Genomic DNA, 20,407 nt, shown 5'->3' with positions numbered 1-20,407 from the left:
CGCCGCCCCCGCCCCGGCGACCCCCGGCGACCACGTCGGCGTGCACGAGCAGAAGGACGGACGCTTCTACGTCGGCGTCACGCCCATCGTCGGCCGCGTCTCGGGCCCGACGCTCGCGAAGCTCGCCGACGTCATCGAGGCGCACGGCTCGAGCCGCCTGCGCACGACGCCGCACCAGAAGCTCGTCATCCTCGACGTCCCCGCCGAGAACGTCGAGCCGCTCGTCGCCGAGCTCGACGCGCTCGGGCTGCAGGCGCGACCGAGCCTGATCCGCCGCGGCACGATCGCCTGCACCGGCATCGAGTTCTGCAAGCTCGCGATCGTCGAGACGAAGGTCAACGCGACCGCTGCCGTGCTCGACCTCGAAGAGCGTCTCAAGGGCTTCGAGCTGCCGCATCCGATCGCCCTGCACGTCAACGGATGCCCCAACTCGTGCGCACGCATCCAGACCGCCGACATCGGACTCAAGGGCCAGCTCGTCACCATCGACGGCGAGCAGGTGCCCGGCTACCAGGTGCACCTCGGCGGCGGACTCGCCTCGCAGGACCGCGACGAGCCGGGCCTCGGCCGCACCGTGCGCGGGCTCAAGGTGGCCGCGGACGGCATCGCCGACTACGTCGAGCGCGTCGTGACCCGCTTCCTCGCCGACCGCGAGGCCGACGAGACGTTCGCCCAGTGGGCGCACCGCGCCGAAGAGGAGGCGCTGCAGTGACCGTCTCCGCAACGCGTTTCGTCTCGCTCGTTCCTCACTCGCTCAACGACCGCGGCCCTTCGGTCGTTGAGCGAGGGAGCGCCAGCGACCGAGACGAAGCGCCCCGGACCAACGAGGAGGCTCAGGTATGACCGTCTCACTCGCCCCCCGCGTCGCCGTCAAGCGCACGCGCGAAGAGCTGCAGGCGCTCGCCGAGCAGGGCAACCTCGAGCTCGGCAGCCTCACCGACCACGAGGCATCCGCCGCCGAGGTCGTCGCGTGGGTCGCGCGCAACTTCGGAACGGATGCCGCAGCCGTCGCCTGCTCCATGGCCGACGCCGCGCTCCCCCACCTCGTCGCCGAGCAGCTGCCGGGCGTCGACGTGCTCTTCCTCGACACCGGCTACCACTTCACCGAGACCTACGCGACACGCGACGAGGTGCAGCGTGCGCTCGACGTGCGGATCATCGACATCACCCCCGACCAGACCGTCGCCGAGCAGGACGCCGAGTTCGGCGCCCAGCTCTTCGCCCGCGACCCGGGCCTGTGCTGCGCCCGGCGCAAGGTGGCCCCGCTGCAGGACGCGCTGGGCGGCTACGAGGTGTGGTTCACCGGCGTCCGCCGCGACGAGGCGCCCACGCGCACGAACACGCCCCTCGTGACGTGGGACGAGCGCAACGGGCTCGTCAAGGTCAACCCGGTCGCAGCGTGGAGCTTCGACGACGTGCTCGCCTACGCCACCGCGCACAAGGCGCCGGTGAACCTGCTCGTCGGGTTCGGCTACCCCTCCATCGGCTGCGAACCGTGCACGAAGCCGGTCGCCGCCGGCGAAGACCCCCGGTCCGGCCGCTGGGCCGGGCTCTCGAAGACCGAATGCGGACTCCACGAATGACTCTCGATACAGCTCAGGGCGTTTCGTCTCGCTTCGCTCGCTCAACGACCGAAAGCGACCGGTCGTTGAGCGAGCGAGGAACGAGCGAGACGAAACGCGCCGACGGCCTCAGCACCCTCGACCTGCTCGAGGCCGAGGCGATCCACGTCATCCGCGAGGTCGTCGCCGAGTTCGAGCGGCCTGTGCTGCTGTTCTCCGGCGGCAAGGACTCGGTCGTCGTGCTGCACCTGGCGACCAAGGCCTTCGCGCCCGGCCGCGTGCCGTTCCCCGTGCTGCACGTCGACACCGGGCACAACTTCCCCGAGGTGCTGGCCTTCCGCGACGAGACCGTCGCGCGGCTCGGCATCCGTCTGGAAGTCGCCCGCGTGCAGGACTACATCGACGACGGCCGCCTGCAGGAGCGCGCCGACGGCACCCGCAACCCGCTGCAGACGGTGCCGCTGCTCGACGCCATCGCCGCGGGCCGCCACGACGCCGTGTTCGGCGGCGCCCGCCGCGACGAGGACAAGGCCCGCGCCAAGGAGCGGATCATCTCGCTGCGCGACGAGTTCGGGCAGTGGGATCCGCGCAACCAGCGCCCGGAGCTCTGGAGCCTCTACAACGGACGCCACACGCCCGGCCAGCACGTGCGGGCGTTCCCGATCTCGAACTGGACCGAGCTCGACGTCTGGCGCTACATCGAGCGCGAGGGCATCGCGCTGCCGCCGCTGTACTTCGCACACGAGCGCGACGTCTACGCCCGCGACGGCATGTGGCGCCCCGTCGGCCCGTTCTCGCCGCCCCGCGACAACGAGCACGTCGAGCGCCGCACCGTGCGCTACCGCACCGTCGGCGACATGAGCTGCACCGGAGCGGTGGATTCGGATGCCGCGGACCTCGCCGCGATCGTCGCCGAGGTCGCCGTCTCCACCCTCACCGAGCGCGGCGCGACCCGCGCCGACGACCGCCTCAGCGAGGCGGCCATGGAGGACCGCAAGAAGGACGGGTACTTCTAAATGTCTCTCGATACTCAGAGCGTTTCGTCTCGCTTCGCTCGCTCAACGACCGAAATCCCCCCGGTCGTTGAGCGAGGAGCGCAGCGACGAGACGAAACGCGCGAGCCGACGCTGTTCCGGTTCGCGACCGCGGGATCGGTCGACGACGGCAAGTCGACGCTGGTCGGCCGGCTGCTGCACGACTCGAAGGCGATCCTCGCCGACCAGCTCGAGCAGGTCGCCCGCACGTCCGCCGACCGCGGCTTCGCGCACGGCGACTTCGACTTCGCCCTCCTCACCGACGGCCTGCGCGCCGAGCGCGAGCAGGGCATCACGATCGACGTCGCCTACCGCTACTTCTCGACGGGCACGCGATCGTTCGTGCTCGCGGACTGCCCGGGCCACGTGCAGTACACGCGCAACATGGTCACCGGCGCGACGACCGCCGACGCCGTCATCGTGCTCGTCGACGGCCGAAAGGGCGTGCTCGAGCAGACCAAGCGGCATCTCGCCGTCGTGGCGCTGCTGCGCGTTCCCCACGTGATCGTCGCGGTCAACAAGATCGACCTGATCGGCTTCTCGGCCGATGCCTTCGCCGGCGTCGCCGCCGAGGCCCGCGCCGTCGCGACCGAGCTCGGCATCGAGGATCTGCACGTGCTGCCCGTGTCGGCGCTCGAGGGCGACAACATCGTCGACCGCTCGGACCGCACGCCCTGGTACGACGGCCCGGCGCTGCTCGAGCTGCTCGAGACGCTTCCCGCGACCGATGAGCTGGAGCAGGAGCTCGAGCCGCTGCGGCTTCCGGTGCAGCTCGTGCTGCGCCCGCAGGGCGGCCTGGCACCCGGCATCGACGAGGCCGAGGCGGAGCGCCTGCGCGACTACCGCGCGGTCGCGGGCCGTATCTCGAGCGGCGTCGTGCGCGTGGGCGACCGGGTGGAGGTGTTTCCCTCCGGGCGGGAGACCACGGTCACTGGCATCCGCTCCGCCGGCACCGAGGTCCAAGAGGCGACCGCCCCGCAGTCGGTCTCGCTCGAGTTCGAGGACGATATCGACACCGCACGCGGTGCACTCGTGGTCGCGGCCGGCTCGCTGCCGGCGCCCCGACGCGAGTTCGACGCCGAGCTGTTCCAGCTCGATGCGCGGGCGCTGACCCCCGGCATCCGTGTCCTCATCAAGCACGGCACCGCAACGGTGCAGGCCATCGTCGCGCAGATCGAGTCGCGCTACGACCTCGATGCGCTCACGCACGAGCCCGCGCAGACGCTCGAGACCAACGACATCGGCCGCGTGCGGCTGCGGGTGGCGGCAGACCTGCCGCTCGAGCCGTACCGCACCAGCCGCCACGGGGGCTCGTTCCTCGTGATCCATCCGTCCGACGGCGCCACGCTCGCCGCCGGCATCGTGCGCGACTGACCGGTCGCGCACACCAGCCCACCGAGCAACATCCGAACCGAAGGAGGCGACACCGTGAACACAATCCGCACCGCGACCGCAATCACAACCCTGGGACTCGTGGCGGCCATGATGGCCGGGTGCGCCTCCGCTGCGGCGGACCCCGGCAGCGGCGAGACCTCCGCGCCGGTGGACGAGGTGCGCCTCGGCTACTTCGCCAACGTCACCCACGCTCCCGCGCTCGTAGGACTCGAAGAGGGCCTGTTCGAGGACGCGCTCGGCGACGTCGACGTCACGACCCAGGTGTTCAACGCGGGGCCTGCCGCCATCGAGGCCCTCTCGGCCGGCGCGATCGATGCCACGTACATCGGCCCGAACCCGTCGATCAACACGTTCATCCAGTCGGGCGGCGCGTCAGCGCGCATCGTCGCGGGAGCCGCCACCGGCGGCGCGGCGCTCGTTGTGCGCGAGGGCATCGATTCGCCGGACGACCTCGCCGGCACGACGCTCGCGTCGCCGCAGCTGGGCAACACGCAGGACGTCGCGCTGCGCAAGTGGCTGGCCGACGAGGGCTTCGAGACCGACACCTCGGGCGGCGGCGACGTGCAGGTCACGCCCACCGAGAACGCGCAGACCCTCACGCTCTTCCAGCAGGGGGAGCTCGACGGCGCCTGGCTGCCGGAGCCGTGGGTGTCGCGCCTGGTCCTCGATGCCGGCGCGCACGTGTTGCAGGATGAGGCCGACCTGTGGGAGGACGGCGAGTTCCCGACCACCGTGCTCCTGGTGCGCAAGGAGTTCCTCGACGAGCACCCCGACGTCGTCGCCGCCCTGCTGAAGGGCCACGAGGCCGCCGTGCAGTGGATCGCCGACAACCCCGACGAGGCGCCGGCCGTCATCAACGGCGCCATCGAGAAGGAGACCGGCAAGCCGCTCGACGACGCCGTGATCGTGCGGGCGCTCGAGCACGTGACGTTCTCGGTCGACCCCCACGCCGACACGTTCGAGACGCTCGTCGAGAACGGCATCGAAGCGGGCACGCAGAAGGAGGGCTCGATCGAGGGGCTCTTCGATCTGCGTCTCCTGAACAAGCAGCTCGAGGCCGAGGGTGAAGGCACCGTCTCGGCATCAGGGCTCGGCGAGGACTGACATGAGCACCGCTCCCGCATCCGCCTCCGGGGCCGCGCAGGCGACCCCGGAGGCGGGCGCGCCTGCCCAAGAGCAAGCGGGCGCGCCTGCCCAAGAGCAAGCTGGCGCGCAGGCCCGCGCGACGCCCCGCAGTCCTCTCGGCCCCAGCTTCGACAGCGTCACCCCCGTGCCCGCAGCGGCACCCGCGCCCGCACCCGCGGTGCGGATCGACGGCGTCTCCAAGCGCTTCGGCGCCGGACCCGTCGTGCTCGAGGACGTGTCGCTCGACATCGCGCCGGGCGAGTTCGTGTGCCTCCTGGGCGCCTCCGGTTGCGGCAAGTCGACGCTCCTCAACCTCATCGCGGACCTCGACAAGCCCACCGCCGGCCGCATCGACACGCCCGCCGAGGGTGCGGCCGTGATGTTCCAGGAGTCGGCGCTCATGCCGTGGCTCACCGCGCGCCGCAACGTCGAGCTGGCGCTGCGCCTGCGCGGCGTCCCCCGCGGCGAGCGGCGCGAGAAGGCGCTGACGCTGCTGGATGCCGTGAACCTGGCGGACGCGGCCGAGAAGCGCCCGCACGAGCTGTCGGGCGGAATGCGCCAGCGCGTGGCTCTGGCCCGGGCTCTGGCCCAGGACCGCCCCGTGCTGCTCATGGACGAGCCCTTCGCCGCGCTCGACGCGATCACTCGCGACCTGCTGCACGAAGAGCTCGAGCGTGTCTGGCGGGCCACCGGCCGCACCATCGTGTTCGTCACGCACAACGTGCGCGAGGCCGCGCGGCTCGGCCAGCGCGTCGTGCTCATGGGAAGCCGCCCCGGCCGCATCGTGCAGGAGTGGACCATCGCGAAGACCACGGGCCGCCGCATCGAGTCGCCCGAGGTCGCCGCCCTGTCGGTGGAGATCACCGACCAGCTGCGGAAGGAGATCCGCCGCAATGCCGCGTGACACAGTCCGGTCGTTGAGGGAGCGCCCTTCGACAGGCTCAGGGACCGCGAGCGAGACGAAACGCCACGAGCCGACGCACGACGCTTCGCCGACGCGTTTCGACTCGCAAGCTCGCTCAACGACCGAAGCGAACGACCTGCGCAGCCTTGCCGCCGGTCTCGACAACCTCCAGACGGATGCCGACCTGGGGCCCGGCCCCTGGCGCCGGTTCGCGACCAGCGTCGTGCCGCCGATCCTCTTCGTCATCATCCTCATCGTCGCGTGGCAGCTCTACGTCGTGATCGCCCAGCCGCGGCCGGACATCGTGCCCGGGCCGGTGGACGTGTGGAATGCGCTGGGCCTGGCGTGGGACTCGGGCCGCCTGCAGGTGGCCGTCGCGACGAGCCTCGAGCGCGGCATCGTAGGCTTCCTCATCGCGATCGTCGTCGGCACGCCCATCGGCCTGCTGCTCGCCGAGGTGCGGCCGATCCGCCGCGCTGTGGGCCCCATCATCTCGGGCCTGCAGGTGCTGCCCTCGGTCGCATGGGTGCCGGCCGCCATCATCTGGTTCGGCCTGTCGGACGCGACCGTCTACTTCGTCATCCTCATGGGTGCGATCCCCTCGATCGTCAACGGCCTGATCGCGGGCATCGACCAGGTGCCGCCGCAGCTGCGGAGGGTCGGCACCGTGCTGGGCGCCTCGCGGTGGCAGCTCGCGACCGCCGTCATCCTTCCCGCCGCGCTCCCGGGATACCTCGCCGGGCTCAAGCAGGGCTGGGCGTTCTCGTGGCGCTCGCTCATGGCGGCGGAGATCATCGCGACCGGCGGCACCATCGGCTTCGGGCTGGGCTCGATGCTCGACCAGAGCCGCGAGCTCGCCGACCTGGCCGGCGTGCTGGGCACCATCATCGTCATCCTCGCGATCGGCATCCTCATCGAGCTCGCCTTCTTCGGACCTCTCGAGCGACGGATGCTGAAGCGCCGCGGCCTGCTCGTCACGGGAGGCGCCCGATGACCGCGGATGAGCCCGGAACCCTGCCGGTCGTTGAGCGAGCGAGGAACGAGCGAGACGAAACGCCCACGGTTCGCGATGCGGCTGAGGACGTTTCGTCTCGCAAGCTCGCTCAACGACCGGAATCGACGACCGTCGGCAAGGTGTGGCTCGTGGGCGCGGGGCCCGGCGACGCCGGGCTGCTCACCATCAAGGGGCTGCGCGCCCTCGAGGCCGCCGACGTCATCGTGGCCGACCGGCTGGGCGCGCGCGCCGTGCTCGACGGCCTCGCCGCCGACGGCGTGGTCCTGCCGGGCGACGTCGTCGACGTCGGCAAGCAGCCGGGTCACCACGCCGTGCCGCAGGACGCCATCAACGCCCTGCTCGTCCAGCTCGCCCAGGACGGCAAGACAGTGGTCCGCCTCAAGGGCGGCGACCCGTACGTGTTCGGCCGTGGTGGCGAGGAGCTCGCCGCCTGCCAGGACGCGGGTGTGGCCGTCGAGGTCGTCCCCGGCATCACGAGCGCCATCTCGGTGCCCGCGATCGCCGGCATCCCGCTCACGCACCGCGGCGTCGCGACCGCCTTCACCGTCGCGACCGCCCACGACCAGATCGAGTCGCTCGGCGGCGGGCGGGACCACACCGTCGTCCTGCTCATGGGGATCGCCACGCTGGCGAACTCCGCGATCACGCTGGCCCGCGGCGAGCGCGGCGGCGACTGCCCCGTCGCGGCCGTCGAGGACGGCTTCGGGCCGCGCCAGCGGGTGACGGTGGGGACGCTCTCGACCATCGCCCACCAGGCGGCGGCCCGCGGCATCCGCTCCCCCGCCGTCGTGGTCGTCGGCGACGTGGTGCGGCTCAGTCCCTACGCACCCGCAGCGCTGGCGACCCTCGATCTGTCTTCGTACGACCCGCTCACTCCCGAGCGCAGCCCGCGCGCCTGACCGGCCGCACGCGCGCTCCGTCCGCCTGACCCGAAAGAACCCCCACTGTGACTTCTTCGAGCCTCCGCAATCTCCGCGTCGCGATCGTCGGCGCCGGCCCCGCCGGGATCTACGCCGGCAACATCCTCACCAACTCGGTCGTCGAGGCCGGCGGGTCCGTGTCGATCGATCTGTTCGAGTCGCTGCCGGCCCCGTACGGGCTCATCCGGTACGGCGTCGCCCCTGACCACCCCCGTATCAAGGGCATCGTCAACTCGCTGCACGAGATGCTCGACGCCGGCACCACGCGGTTCATCGGCAACGTCGAGGTCGGCCGCGACATCTCGCTCGCCGAGCTGCAGGAACGCTACGACGCCGTGATCATCGCGACCGGCGCGATCCGCGACGCCGCCCTCGACATCCCCGGCATCGACCTGCCGGGCTCGTACGGCGCCGCCGACTTCGTGGCCTGGTTCGACGGCCACCCCGACGTGCCGACCGAGTGGACGCTCGACCAGCGCGAGGTCGCCGTCATCGGCAACGGCAACGTCGCGCTCGACGTCGCGCGCGTGCTCGCGAAGCACGCTGTGGATCTGCGTTCCACCGAGATCGCCGACAACGTGCTGGCCGGTCTCGAGGCATCCGCGGTCACCGACGTCCACGTCTTCGGTCGGCGTGGGCCCGCCGACATCAAGTTCACGCCCATCGAGCTGCGTGAGCTCGGCGAGGTGCCGAACGTCGACATCGTCGTGCACGACGAGGACTTCGTCGACGCCGACCCCGCGAACGCGGCCAACAACCAGCTCAAGGTCATGCTGCGGGTCCTGAACAGCTGGCGCACGCGCGAGTCGACGGGCGCGAGCAGGCGCCTGCACCTGCACTTCTACCACGCGCCCGTGGCGGTGCTCGGCGAGAGCCGCGTGGAGGGCCTGCGCTTCGAGCGCACCGAGCCGACCGGTGACGGGCGTGTGCGGGGCATCGGCGAGTTCCGCGAGATCGCCGTGCAGCAGGTGTACCGCGCTGTCGGCTACTACGGCACGCCGGTCATCGACGCGCCCTTCGACGAGAGGGCCGGCGTCGTCTCGAACGTCGAGGGACGGGTGAAGGACGCCGCGACCACCGGCGACGCCGAGGCTCCGGTGATCCCGGGCCTCTACGCCACCGGATGGATCAAGCGCGGGCCGGTCGGGCTCATCGGCCACACGAAGTCCGACGCGATGGAGACCATCGCGCACCTCGTGTCCGACGTCGAGGCCGGGCGCCTGTCGGCCCCGACCGTCGGCGGCGACGTGCTCGACGTGCTCGGCGAGCGCGAGGTCGCGTACACGACGTGGGACGGCTGGCTCGCCCTCGACGCGCACGAGCGCGACCTCGGCGCGAACCACGTGCACACCCGCGAGCGCGTCAAGGTCGTGCCGCGCGACGAGCAGGTCGGCATCTCACGGGGAGTGCTCGTCCAGTGACGTACGTGATCGCCCTGCCATGCGTCGATGTGAAGGACCGCGCCTGCATCGACGAGTGCCCGGTTGACTGCATCTACGAGGGTGAGCGGTCGCTGTACATCCACCCCGACGAGTGCGTCGACTGCGGCGCCTGCGAGCCGGTCTGCCCGGTCGAGGCGATCTACTACGAGGACGACCTGCCCGAGGAATGGCAGGACTACTACACCGCGAACGTCGAGTTCTTCGACGACATCGGGTCGCCCGGCGGTGCGGCCAAGACCGGCGTCATCGCGAAGGACCACCCGGTCATCGCGGCGCTTCCTCCCCAAGGAGACGGCCATGACTGACCCCCTTCCCGCGGCGGAGTCGACCGAGGTCGACGTCGTCATCATCGGTGGCGGCCCCGCGGGGCTCTCGGCCGCCCTCAACCTCGGGCGTGCCCGCGCCTCGGTCGTGCTGGTCGACGCCGGGCGGCCGCGCAACGCCGCCACGCTGCGCTCGCACGGCTTCCTCACGCGCGACGGCGTGCCGCCGCTCGAGCTGCGCAAGCTCGCCCGCGCCGAGCTCGCCGCGTACCCGAACGTGCGCGTGCTCGATCGCACCGTCGTCACGGCGCTGCTCGAGAACGAGGGCGGCGTCGGGCTGCGCTTCATCGCCGCGCTGCACGGCCGGGGCTCCGGCATCCCGCCCGCCGTCGCGGCGCGATCCGTGCTCGTGGCCACCGGGCTCCGCGAGACCCTGCCCGACATCCCGAGCCTGCGCGCGTTCTACGGCATGACGATCTTCAGCTGCGCCGCCTGCGACGCGTGGGAGCTGCAGGACCGTCCGCTCGCGCTGATCGGCGAGACGCCCGACCTGGCCGCGCGCGCCCGGCTGATCGCCCGCTGGACCGACCGGCTCACCGTCTTCACCAACGGGTCGGATGCCGTCGACACGGTCGAAGAGGCGGAGCTCGCGGCATCCGGGATCGTCGTCGAGAGACGGTCGATCGACGACCTCGAAGGCGACCGCGGTGCGGTGTCGGCCGTGCGGCTCGTCGACGGCACCCGCGTCGAGATCGACGGCGGCTTCGTGCGACCCCAGTGGCACCCGGCGCTCGATTTCGTCGGCGGCATCGAGCTCGACCGCGACGAGTTCGGCAATCTGGTCACCGATCGCTCCGGGCGCACGTCTGTCGCGGGGCTGTACGCCGCGGGGGATGCCGCCTCACCGGGTCCGCAGCAGCTCATCGTCGCCGCCGGCCAGGGAGCCCGCGCCGCCGCGGTGCTCGTGCACGACCTCGTCGGGGTCCGCACCGCCCACTGAGACGCACGGCATCCTCGCCGAGTCCTTACGAAGTCCTTTCGCACCGGCGGGAAGGCGCCTGGACCGGTGCAGGCGCTCCGCCGGAGACCTATCCTGACCACGTGAGCACGGTGCTGGTCGTCGACGATGATGAGGACGTCGGCGACGTCGTCGCCGCGTACCTCCGCCGCGCCGGTCTCGTCGTGCGGCGGGCCGCGGACGGGATCGACGCGCTCCAGGCGGTCGTCGCGGATCGTCCCGACATCGTCGTGCTCGACCTGATGCTGCCCGGCATCGACGGCCTCGAGGTCTGCCGCCGGTTGCGGCAGAGGTCGCCCGAGCTCCCGATCGTCATGCTGACCGCCCGGGGCGAAGAAGACGACCGCATCCGCGGGCTCGAGGTCGGGGCCGACGACTACGTGACCAAGCCGTTCAGCCCGCGGGAGCTGGTGCTGCGCGTGCAGTCGGTGCTGCGGCGCAGCGTCTCGCCCGCCGCCGACCTGTCGGCCCCCACGGAACTGCCCGACGTCGCGGTCGACGGCGACCTCGTCATCGACCGGCGCGCCCGTCGCGTGCACCTGGCCGGCAGCGAGCTCTCGCTCACCGTGCGCGAGTTCGACCTGCTCTCGTGGCTCGTCGCCCACCCCGGCGACGCTCTGCGCCGGGACGACCTGATGCGGGACGTGTGGGGCTGGGACTTCGGCGACCCGTCAACCGTGACCGTGCACGTGAGCAGGTTGCGCGACAAGATCGAACACGACCCCGCGGCGCCGCGGCGGCTCGTGACGGTGTTCGGCGTCGGGTATCGCTGGGATGCCGCGCCATGAGCGTCTCGACGGACGCCCTGCTGTTCTCCGCCGGCGCCGCGGCCGCGACCGGCATCGTCGGCGCGGCGCTGGTGCTGGCGCTCGCCCGCGTGCGCGTGGCGGCCGCCGCCATCGTCGCCCCGCTCGTGGTCGTGCTGTCGATCGCGGTGGGCGTCGTCGTCGGCGCCGCCTCGATGCTCCTCACCGCCGGCGACATGACCGGCCTGCTGCTCGTGCTGCTCGCCAGCGTGCCGGCCGCCCTCGCCGCCGGCATCGTCATCGCCGCCCGCATCCAGTCCGCCGCACGCGCCGCCGAGCGCGCCGCCGCGGCCGCCGAGACGGAGCGCCGGGTCGAGGGACAGCGACGCGACCTCGTCGCGTGGATCTCGCACGACCTGCGCACGCCGCTCGCCGGCATCCGTGCGACCGCCGAAGGCATTCATGACGGCGTGCTGCCCGACACCGCCGCGGCCGCCACCACGATCCAGCGCAACGCAGAGCGCATGAGCGACATGGTGGACGACCTCCTCACGCTCTCCCGGCTGCAGGCGCCGTCGGTCGCCCTCGAACGCACCGACGTCGATGTCGGCGATCTCGTGTCCGACACCGTGGCGTCGCTGCGTCCGCTCGCCGACGCCGGCGGTGTCACGCTGGCGGGGCGCGCCGAGACCGGCGTGCGCGCGCGGGTCGCCGCGCCGGAGCTGCGGCGGGCCGTGGCGAATCTGGTGGCCAACGGCATCCGTCATTCGCCGTCCGGCTCGATGGTGGAGACCACCGTCGAACTGCACGACGGCGCATTCCGCATCGCGGTCGCGGACGCGTGCGGCGGCATCGCCGCGGACGACCTGCCGCACGTCTTCGAGACAGGGTGGCGTGGCAGCGCGGCACGGCCGACGGATGCCGGCGCCGGGCTCGGCCTCGCGATCGTCCGCGGCGTCGCCGACGCGCATCGCGGCTCCGCCACCGTCCGCAATGCGGCGGCAGGATGCGTCTTCGAGCTGGAGCTGCCGCTGCGCTCCGCGGTGTGAGTCTCAGGCCTCCGGGGCGTCGCCCTGCAGGGCGTCGCGTCCGGGGGCGAGCATCTCGCGCACCTGGTCGCCGTGCGTGGTCGCCGGGGTCACCGTGTCGGGCCACGACGCGATCTGATCCTCGGCCCAGTCCGCCCACGCGACGATGTGCTCGTAGTGGCCGATCATGAAGGTGTTCGCGAGCGCGAAGAGGTGGCGCCGCTCGGGGAACGTGCCGCCCGTGGCGCTGATGTACGCGGCGTAGCGGGCGAACATCTCTCGGTTGGCAAGAGCCCGCTCCTTCGTCTGCGCGAGCGTGCGGCGGAGGTCCTCGACCGACCCCTGGTCGGCGAGCAGCACCCGCACCATGCCCTCGAACTCCAGGGTCGGCGGGCGCACCGGCGTGCTCAGCCATGCGGCGAGCGCCTCCCGACCGGCCGTCGTGATCGAGTAGATGGTGCGCGCCCGCTTGCCGGTGTGCTCCTGTCGGGTGTGCACGAAACCCTCGTCGCTGAGGCGGTTGAGCAGGGCGTAGCGACCCCGGTCCGCCGACGGCCACAGCTCGGCGACGCCACGACCGAGCTGCTCGGCGAGCTGATAGGCCGACCAGTCGTGGTCGGCCAGGAGGCCCAGGATGAGGTAGCCCGTGGTCGAGAGTTCGCGATCGGCCACGGTGGGCTCCTTCCTCTTCGCATCGGCTTCCGTCGCAGAGCGTAAAAGAAATCCCGCCGGCGCGCGATCGAGCCTATACTGCGGAGTGCAGTAAGCGTGGGCGCGGCATCCGGTGTGGGGACAGGGACCGTTTCCGAGGACGGGCACGACGTGGGGGCGCGGGCTCGTCCGTGCGGCGGGCGATCTGGGGATCGCCCGCCGCACATCCCTCGCCCGGCACGCTGCCCGACACGATGCTGCGGCCCGTCGGCGCACGATCGCCTTCGCCCCCGGGGTGAGGGAGGATTGCCTCGATGTCAACGCCGACCGACCTGCCGCTGGACGAGCTCCGCGCTCTCCAGGCGCGCGCCTACGGGCGCGATGCCGACATCCACTCCGATCCCGCAGCGCTGGCGCGGCTGCACGAGCTCGAGGCCATAGCGTCTGCCGCGCGAGCCGGGTCGACCGCGCCGGCAGCCGACGCCGCTCCGGTGCTGGAGGCGGCAACGCGCGTCGAGGCGCCGGGGGCAGGCGGCGCGCCGGCACAGATCGGCGCCGATGGGGCATCGCGGGCAGGCGCACCCCGGGCGGCTGTCCGTCAGCCGGCGCTCCCGGGCGAGGACAGAGCGGGGACGGATGCCGCAGCCGGCGTGCACCGCGCCGCCACGGCCTCGGCTGAACCCGCACCGGGATCCGATGCTCCCACGCCGATGGCCGGGGCGGCGACGCCACCCGGTGCCATTGCCGGCGCCGGGGTGCGGCGCGGCGTCTCCGAAGCTGCGGACGCCGATGCCGGACCGGCGGCGACCGACCCCGGCGGTGATGACGCTCCGACCTCGGACATGTCCACGGACGCGCCGGTCCGGCCATGGTGGCGCCGCATCCCGGTGCCGTGGGCGGCCTCGGTCGTCGCCGCCCTGCTCATCGGCGCGGGGCTGTCCACCTGGATCCAGAACATCGAGGAGGGCGGAGTCGCCGTCCTGAGCGAGGATGCGGAGGCCGAGTGGCCGGACGAGTCCTTCGGGGTACGCCCCTCGGGTGGCCGCGTCTTCGACGACTTCCACGGCCTCCGCGTGCTGTCTCTTCGCCAATCCGTCGTACCGGGCAGCTCCCAGACCTGCCTCTACATCCTGACCCCGCCGGATGGGTTCGGTGCGGGCAGCTGTGCTGCCGGGTCGTATCCGGCGTCGGCGTCCTTGGAGGTCGTCCAGTCGTCGCCCGACGAGCTGCGTGAGCGCTTCCCGCTGGGCACGTCGCTCCAGTTCGTGCTCGAGGGGCCGAACGTGCGGGTCTACGCGCGGGAGCCGAGCATCGTCGAGCCGACGCCCTGAGCGTTCAGGAGCCGCGGCTCCCGGCATCCCTGTCCCCCACGTTCGTGCGGTGGAAGTTCTGGAACGAGCGCGATGCCGTGGGCCCCCGCTGACCCTGATACCGGTTGCCGTAGGGACCGGAGCCGTAGGGGCTCTCGGCGGGCGAGGTGAGCCGGAAGTAGCAGACCTGCCCGATCTTCATGCCCGGCCACAGCTTGATCGGGAGCGTCGCGACGTTCGACAGCTCGAGCGTGACGTGACCCGTGAACCCCGGGTCGATGAAGCCGGCGGTCGAGTGCGTCAGCAGGCCGAGACGACCGAGCGAAGACTTGCCCTCGAGGCGGGCCGCGATGTCGTCGGGGAGCGAGATCTGCTCGAACGTGGACCCCAGCGCGAACTCGCCGGGGTGCAGGATGAACGGCTCGGAGGGGTCGACCTCGATGAGCCGCGTGAGCTCGGGCTGGTCCTCGGCCGGATCGATGAACGGGTACTTGTGGTTGTCGAAGAGACGGAAGTACCGGTCGAGCCGCACGTCGACGCTGGAGGGCTGCACCATCGCCGGGTCCCACGGATCGAGCCCGATGCGTCCCGCGTCGATCTCGAGCCGGATGTCGCGGTCACTGAGCAGCACGCAGCCAGCCTATCCGGGCGGCGTCCTCGCCGACCGAACGTGACGGGCCCTACGCTCGAGACGACGATGACGGATGCCGCCGCCCGGCGTGCACCCACCCGTGCGCCGCCGGCCACGACAGAGAGGGATGACATGGCGACCGTGCTCTTCTGCCCGGTGACGTTCAACCTGGCCGAGACCACGCGCATGATCCAGGTCGCACGAGCCATGGATCCCGTGCACCGGATCGTCTTCATGGGCTACGAGGACGACTACGTCGCACTCATCCGCGAGGCGGGGTTCGAGTACGTCTCGTGCACGCCGGTGTTCACGTCGCGCGAGCGGGACCAGCTGATCGCGTTCGACCAGGGCAAGACGCTCAAGAGCCCGCTGACGCGCGAGCTCGTGGGCGCCCGCGTCGACGTCGAACGGCAGCTCATCCGCGAGCACTCCGCCGCCGCCGTCGTGACGGGATCGAACCTGACGTCGTACATCTCGGCCCGCGCCGAGCAGGTGCCGCTCTTCTACCCGGTGCCGTTCGCGCTGACCGAGCCGCAGGTGCGGCAGGCGCGCCACCTGTTCCTCGTCGGCGGACGAGGAAGGCTCGCCCGGTTCGCCGATCTGCTGGCGACGGCGGCCTTCCGGTGGATCTACACGAAAGCTCCGCTCGCGCCTCGGGCATTCGCCCAGGTCGCAGCGGACAACGGCGTGCCGCCGCTGCGCACGGTCGCCTCCCTCATCACCGCGGACCGGAACCTGATCACCGAGATGCCGTGGGAGCTCGACGGATTCACCCTGCCCGACGGCTTCGAGCGCGTGGGTCCGATCTTCGCCCACATCGACGCTCCGCTTCCCGAGATCGTGGAGCAGCTCGCAGCGGCCGCCGAGCCGCTGGTCTATCTCGGGCTCGGCTCGTCGGCCAACCGCGAACTCGCCCTGCGTGCGGCCCGCGCGCTCGGCACGCTGCCGGTGAACGTCGTCGCCCCGATCGCCCACTACCTCGAACCGGGTGACGACCTCCCGCCGAACGTCCACATCACCGATCTCCTTCCCGCTCACCGGCTCGGCGGTCTCGTCGACGCGGCGGTGCTCCACGGCGGACAGGGAACCGTCCAGACGGCGTGCGCCACCGGCATCCCCTTCGTCGGAATGGGGCTGCAGCCCGAGCAGACCTGGCACGTGCGCATGTGCGAGAAGCGCGGACACGCCATCGCGATCCCGCCGAAGCGTGCCGGATCGCCCGAGTTCCTCGACGCCGTGCGCCGCGTGCTGTCCGACCCCGGCATCCGCTCCGTCGCCCGGGACGTACAGCGGGCGTACGCCGACGAGGACGGCGCCGCGGCCAGCGCGCGCATCATCGAGGCATCGCTCTGATCGACGCGGGCGGATGCCGCGACTTCGTGCCCACGGCATCCGCTCTGTTATCCTTGCCACGCGCCGGCATCCGGCGTCCGGGGCTGTAGTTCAATGGCAGAACTTCTGCTTCCCAATCGGATACCACCCCACTGATGGGGCGTTCTGCGGATCAATTTCCGCGGATTTCCGGCCCTCTCGCGACACACCTCGCCACAGCGCGCCATGGCTATGTGTACACCTATGTGTATACCTCTTGCTACCATGCGGGCATGCCGAAGTCGCGCGAGCACGGCCAAGGGGCCCTGTACTGGGTGGAGAGCCGGAAGATGTGGCGTGCAGTCGTCGACGTCGGATTCGACCCGGAGAGCGGCACGCGCCTGCAGAAGGCGCGGATGTCCAAGACCAAGGACGGAGCCGTCAAGAAGCTGAACCTGATGCTTCGGGAGCGCGACTCGATCGGCATGGTTCTTGACCGCTCCACGCGTGTCAGCGACCTGGCACAGGCGTGGCTCGATGACGTCGCCGGCCGCACGAAGCCGAAGACGCTGACCGGGTATCGATCCAACCTCAAAGCGAGCATCCTCCCGGTCCTCGGTCATCGCATCGCCGCCGACCTCACGCCCGCCGACGTGCGACGTATGCACGCCGCCGTCCGAAAACGCGGCGCCGGAGACTCCACCGTCGCGAGCGCGCATCGCACGCTGGTGAGCCTGCTCGAGCATGCGAGGGCGGAACGCATCATCGCCGAGAACGTCGCCGCGCTCACCCCTCCCCGACGGACTCGCGCCGGGAAGGCCCGGTCTTCGCTGACACGCGAGGAGGCTCGGGCGCTGCTCGGAGCGGGCGATCCGCGTTGGACGCTCGCTCTACTCACCGGATTGCGCAGCGGCGAGGCACGTGCACTCCGCTGGGAGGACGTCGAGCTTGACCGGGGCGTAGCGAGCTTGTCGTGGTCACTGACTGACGCAACATTCGCCCACGGCTGCGATGGCGACTGCGGCAGGAAGCGTGCCGGCAACTGCCCCCAACGCCACATCGATCTGGCCGCAGACCTCGAGTGGGTAGCACTCGAGGATCGGCACGTGCTGGTGCGCCCGAAGAACATGCAGCCCCGCGAGATTCCCCTCACCGACTCAGCAATCAAGCAGCTGCGCGCTCATCGCGACGCCGATCTCGGCCCGAACCCACATGGGCTGATTTGGCATCGTGCGAACGGATCACCGAAGACAAACACCGACGACAACGCCGACCTCCGCACTGCACTGGCCCGCGCGGGAGTCGACCAAGCCTCGGCTACCACGCATTGGTTCCGCCACTCCTACGTCACACTGTCCGAGCACGCTGGCATCCCGTGGGCAGCGTCCGCGGGCGTCAGCGGTCACGGCAGCCCGGAGGCTTCAGACCCGTACCGTCACGTGCTCACTACCGAAGGCCGGAAGGCGGTCGAGACGTTGGCAGCCTGGGTCGATTCCCATTGACCGTGGTGTCGGAGTCAGGACATCACGGCTGACCGTGGGAATTGAACCCAAAGAGGTTCGATCCATCTGGATCCGTCTCGCCCGAGATCTGCGGAATTCCGCGGCTTGCGACCGACCAGAATCTGCTGCCGCTCCCTCTGGATCCGTACCAATCGTGATCGTCCGTGGGCACCATGTGGGCACGAGTTCCCAACGCGAGAACGCGTGAGACGAATCGGACGACGTATTGTCTTGTCCGCTAAGCGTCTCACCGCACCTCATCTGAGGGCAACAACACCCGAGCGCCTGAGTCTCGCCTCGGTCATCCAGAACGCAGGGATTTGAACCCCGCCCCCGGCAATAGTCTCGAGAGTGTCGGAGGACGTTCGCGTGATTCGGCGCGGTTCGACGTTATGTTCGCGCACGTTCAAGGATCCCTGCCCGCGTTCAGTTGTTCGCGGATTCTTCGCAAGAGCGCGGCCCGCCGCTTCGCGATTGTCACGATTACAAGCGACTCGTCGACCCTCGGTGGGCCAGGCTTAGGCTTCCAAAGTTGCCGCCGATGTCGTCGCGTTCGATGGGTGGCGCTCGTGAAGCGACCGGGTCGCACGAGAGTTGAATGCCCGTCGATCCGGCAGACGGCCGAATCGTAACCACCACGAATCTAGAGATCGTGGGCAACTAAGAGCGCGGCCCCCTGCGACTTCGCCGTCCGTGAGGAGCATGCGATCGCAGAGGGCCGAGTGGCGTCAAGGGGCGGTCGAGGGGTGAGGCAACCGTCCGTGCAGTTACTTGCGGGGGGGGTTGAGCGGCAGCCAGTCCTCCAGACGCGTGTCGAAGATCTCGGCGCCTTCGACTGGGAGAAGCGTGCGCTCTTCAATCTGTGCACCGTAGTACGGTGCGCTGTCGTCGCGCACGACCTCTCGAGGGTCCTTACGGAACGTGAGGCCGCGCCGAATGAACTCGTACATGCCGAAGGCCTCAGGTCCTGCGATCTCGATGTCGCCCTGTGGTGTGCCCGCGGCCGTGCGAGCGACGGCCGTCGCGACATCCTCTGCGGCGATCGGCTGGACCAGACCGCCCGGAAGCCGGACCGTGTTGCCCTCGGTCGAGATGTCGGCAATGCTGCCGATGAACTCGAAGAACTGCGTGGCGTGCACCAGCGAGTATCCAATTCCCGAGTCACGAATCAGCTTTTCCTGGGCGACCTTCGCCGAGAAGTACGGAATACTCTGGGGCCTGTTTGTGCCGACAATCGTGAGAGCAACATGATGCTTCACTCCGGCCGTCGACTCCGCGCCGAGCAGGTTTTTCGTCGACGTGGTGAAGAACTCCATCACATCTTCGGCCGCGAACGACGGCGAGTTCGACACGTCTACGACGGTATCGGCACCCTGGAGGACTTCCGCCACACCCTCGCCGGTCAGCGTGTTGACGCCCGTGTTGGGCGATGCCGCGATGGCCTCGTGCCCGTGGGCGGTGAGCTTCGAGACGACCTTCGATCCGATGAGGCCCGTGCCCCCGACAACGACGATCTTTGCCATTTCATGCCTTCCTCTCGAGAGCACGGTGAAGGCGTGCCCATCAGTAGTGACCACGGTGAGGCAATGGATGTGACAGCCACTTTGCTGTAACCGCAGCGCGGCGTGGCGTCACTCAGCGCGAGAGGGGGTCACGGTTGCGTCGGCAACGCGCGATTGGATCCGCCAGTCGTGATATCTCGTCGGCGCGATCCTCGCCGTTGCTCCGGGGAGGAGGTCGCGGCTCTGCAGGTGTGCGCCGAAATAGGTGCTGAGGGGGTCCACCAGCACGTCTCGCTCGTCCTGACGGAACCGCAGATCCTGGATCGCTAGCTGCTCGAGGGTGAAGACTTCCGGTCCTCCGAACTCGGCCATCCCGTACAGCGGCGTCCCGAGGGCAACCTCAGCGACGCCGCGGGCGACATCCGCGGCGGCCATAGGCTGCACGAGCACATCCGCTACACGAAGTTTCCCGCCGTGCGTCGCTCGATCGGTGATGTTACGGATGAATTCGAAGAACTGTGTTGCGTGCACAAGGGAGTATGGCTGCTGCGATTCGACGATCAGCCGCTCCTGTTGCTCCTTAGCCGCGAAATATCCGCCTTCAGCGCGGGCGAGTCTGTCCGTTCCGACGACCGAGAGCGCGACATAGTGCGGGACACCAACTGCTCGACCGTAGCTGAGCAGATTCATCGTTGAGGTGTAGAAGAAGTCGCGGGCGGCCGCTTCGTCGGTGTACGAGGAGTTCGATACGTCGACGAGCACGTCCGCGCCGGTCAACGCTTCTTCCAACCCCTCGCCGGTGTACGAGTTCACGCCCGTTGCGCGTGCCGCAACGAGAACATCGTGGCCGGCGTCCTGGAGTGTGCTGGTGAGTCTGCCGCCGATCAATCCGGTTCCGCCGATGACCGTGAGCTTCATGGTGCTCCTTCGGTTGCCGCGGGCTGTCACGGATGCCCGCCTGTACCCAATTGACCGGGCAGGCATAGCGCTTGTGACACGAAGAACCGAGAAATGTTTGGCCGCAGAGTTGTCACAATCGCCGACTCGA

At 70.3% G+C, this 20,407-nt stretch carries 19 protein-coding genes and 1 pseudogene; 16 read left to right on the top strand and 4 right to left on the bottom strand.

Annotated features, from left to right (window positions below; translation table 11 throughout):
* From ACI3KX_RS04705 to ACI3KX_RS04645, 13 genes and pseudogenes are all read left to right on the top strand, one after another.
* A pseudogene (locus tag ACI3KX_RS04705) lies at positions 1–712 on the top strand (nitrite/sulfite reductase); the annotation flags it as partial.
* A gap of 127 nt (positions 713–839) precedes the next feature.
* Positions 840–1,583: a phosphoadenylyl-sulfate reductase gene (locus tag ACI3KX_RS04700; protein ID WP_363355652.1), complete on the top strand. Its 744-nt coding sequence runs from the start codon at positions 840–842 to the stop codon at positions 1,581–1,583.
* A 65-nt stretch (positions 1,584–1,648) separates the two neighbouring features.
* Positions 1,649–2,578 (top strand): sulfate adenylyltransferase subunit CysD, encoded by a 930-nt coding sequence (cysD, locus tag ACI3KX_RS04695; protein WP_404908153.1) that lies wholly within the window; start codon positions 1,649–1,651, stop codon positions 2,576–2,578.
* Positions 2,579–3,970: a sulfate adenylyltransferase subunit 1 gene (locus tag ACI3KX_RS04690; protein WP_404908150.1), complete on the top strand. Its 1,392-nt coding sequence runs from the start codon at positions 2,579–2,581 to the stop codon at positions 3,968–3,970.
* Positions 3,971–4,024: 54 nt separating this feature from the next.
* Positions 4,025–5,095, top strand: coding sequence for an ABC transporter substrate-binding protein (locus ACI3KX_RS04685; RefSeq protein ID WP_404908147.1), 1,071 nt, complete (start codon positions 4,025–4,027; stop codon positions 5,093–5,095).
* 199 nt (positions 5,096–5,294) lie between these two features.
* Positions 5,295–6,020, top strand: a complete 726-nt coding sequence (locus ACI3KX_RS04680) for an ABC transporter ATP-binding protein (protein WP_404908166.1) — start codon at positions 5,295–5,297, stop codon at positions 6,018–6,020.
* A complete protein-coding gene (locus ACI3KX_RS04675) occupies positions 6,010–7,014 on the top strand; it encodes an ABC transporter permease (RefSeq protein ID WP_404908145.1) in 1,005 nt (334 codons plus the stop codon). The genes ACI3KX_RS04680 and ACI3KX_RS04675 overlap by 11 nt, the downstream gene beginning before the upstream one ends.
* A gap of 140 nt (positions 7,015–7,154) precedes the next feature.
* Positions 7,155–7,934 (top strand): uroporphyrinogen-III C-methyltransferase, encoded by a 780-nt coding sequence (gene cobA, locus ACI3KX_RS04670; protein WP_404908163.1) that lies wholly within the window; start codon positions 7,155–7,157, stop codon positions 7,932–7,934.
* 47 nt (positions 7,935–7,981) lie between these two features.
* Positions 7,982–9,376, top strand: coding sequence for an FAD-dependent oxidoreductase (locus ACI3KX_RS04665; protein WP_404908143.1), 1,395 nt, complete (start codon positions 7,982–7,984; stop codon positions 9,374–9,376).
* Positions 9,373–9,702, top strand: coding sequence for a ferredoxin (fdxA, locus tag ACI3KX_RS04660; RefSeq protein ID WP_045299416.1), 330 nt, complete (start codon positions 9,373–9,375; stop codon positions 9,700–9,702). The genes ACI3KX_RS04665 and fdxA overlap by 4 nt, the downstream gene beginning before the upstream one ends.
* Positions 9,695–10,660, top strand: coding sequence for an NAD(P)/FAD-dependent oxidoreductase (locus tag ACI3KX_RS04655; protein ID WP_404908141.1), 966 nt, complete (start codon positions 9,695–9,697; stop codon positions 10,658–10,660). Before fdxA ends, ACI3KX_RS04655 begins: the two co-directional genes overlap by 8 nt.
* A 101-nt stretch (positions 10,661–10,761) precedes the next feature.
* Positions 10,762–11,466: a response regulator transcription factor gene (locus tag ACI3KX_RS04650; protein ID WP_404908138.1), complete on the top strand. Its 705-nt coding sequence runs from the start codon at positions 10,762–10,764 to the stop codon at positions 11,464–11,466.
* A complete protein-coding gene (locus ACI3KX_RS04645; protein ID WP_404908136.1) occupies positions 11,463–12,473 on the top strand; it encodes a sensor histidine kinase in 1,011 nt (336 codons plus the stop codon). Before ACI3KX_RS04650 ends, ACI3KX_RS04645 begins: the two co-directional genes overlap by 4 nt.
* 3 nt (positions 12,474–12,476) lie before the next feature.
* Here ACI3KX_RS04645 and ACI3KX_RS04640 read toward each other — a convergent pair whose 3' ends face one another.
* Positions 12,477–13,124 carry a PadR family transcriptional regulator gene (locus ACI3KX_RS04640; RefSeq protein ID WP_363355672.1) on the bottom strand — a complete coding sequence of 216 codons (648 nt, stop codon included), beginning with the start codon at positions 13,122–13,124 and terminating at the stop codon, positions 12,477–12,479.
* A gap of 293 nt (positions 13,125–13,417) precedes the next feature.
* Between ACI3KX_RS04640 and ACI3KX_RS04635 the strand changes: the two genes are divergently transcribed.
* Positions 13,418–14,434 carry a hypothetical protein gene (locus ACI3KX_RS04635; RefSeq protein WP_404908133.1) on the top strand — a complete coding sequence of 339 codons (1,017 nt, stop codon included), beginning with the start codon at positions 13,418–13,420 and terminating at the stop codon, positions 14,432–14,434.
* Between the two features lie 4 nt (positions 14,435–14,438).
* On the opposite strand, the gene dcd is transcribed toward ACI3KX_RS04635, so the two are convergent.
* Positions 14,439–15,044 (bottom strand): dCTP deaminase, encoded by a 606-nt coding sequence (gene dcd, locus ACI3KX_RS04630; RefSeq protein ID WP_349425623.1) that lies wholly within the window; start codon positions 15,042–15,044, stop codon positions 14,439–14,441.
* Positions 15,045–15,083: 39 nt separating this feature from the next.
* Here dcd and ACI3KX_RS04625 point away from each other — a divergent pair, with 39 nt between their 5' ends.
* Together ACI3KX_RS04625 and ACI3KX_RS04620 are read left to right on the top strand one after the other, a co-directional pair.
* Positions 15,084–16,397 (top strand): glycosyltransferase, encoded by a 1,314-nt coding sequence (locus ACI3KX_RS04625; protein ID WP_404908130.1) that lies wholly within the window; start codon positions 15,084–15,086, stop codon positions 16,395–16,397.
* 251 nt (positions 16,398–16,648) lie between these two features.
* A complete protein-coding gene (locus ACI3KX_RS04620; protein WP_404908127.1) occupies positions 16,649–17,857 on the top strand; it encodes a tyrosine-type recombinase/integrase in 1,209 nt (402 codons plus the stop codon).
* A 767-nt stretch (positions 17,858–18,624) separates the two neighbouring features.
* Here the strand turns inward: ACI3KX_RS04620 and ACI3KX_RS04615 are convergent.
* Together ACI3KX_RS04615 and ACI3KX_RS04610 are read right to left on the bottom strand one after the other, a co-directional pair.
* On the bottom strand, positions 18,625–19,380 hold the full coding sequence (locus ACI3KX_RS04615) for an SDR family oxidoreductase (protein ID WP_404908124.1): 756 nt from the start codon (positions 19,378–19,380) through the stop codon (positions 18,625–18,627).
* 108 nt (positions 19,381–19,488) lie between these two features.
* Positions 19,489–20,277, bottom strand: coding sequence for an SDR family oxidoreductase (locus ACI3KX_RS04610; protein ID WP_404908121.1), 789 nt, complete (start codon positions 20,275–20,277; stop codon positions 19,489–19,491).
* Between the last annotated feature and the right edge of the window lie 130 nt (positions 20,278–20,407).

The organism is Microbacterium sp. ZW CA_36 (genome assembly GCF_044987475.1).
GTDB lineage: Bacteria > Actinomycetota > Actinomycetes > Actinomycetales > Microbacteriaceae > Microbacterium.
The sequence above is the reverse complement of the archived record's forward strand: the minus strand, read 5'-3'. Positions and strand labels throughout refer to the sequence as shown.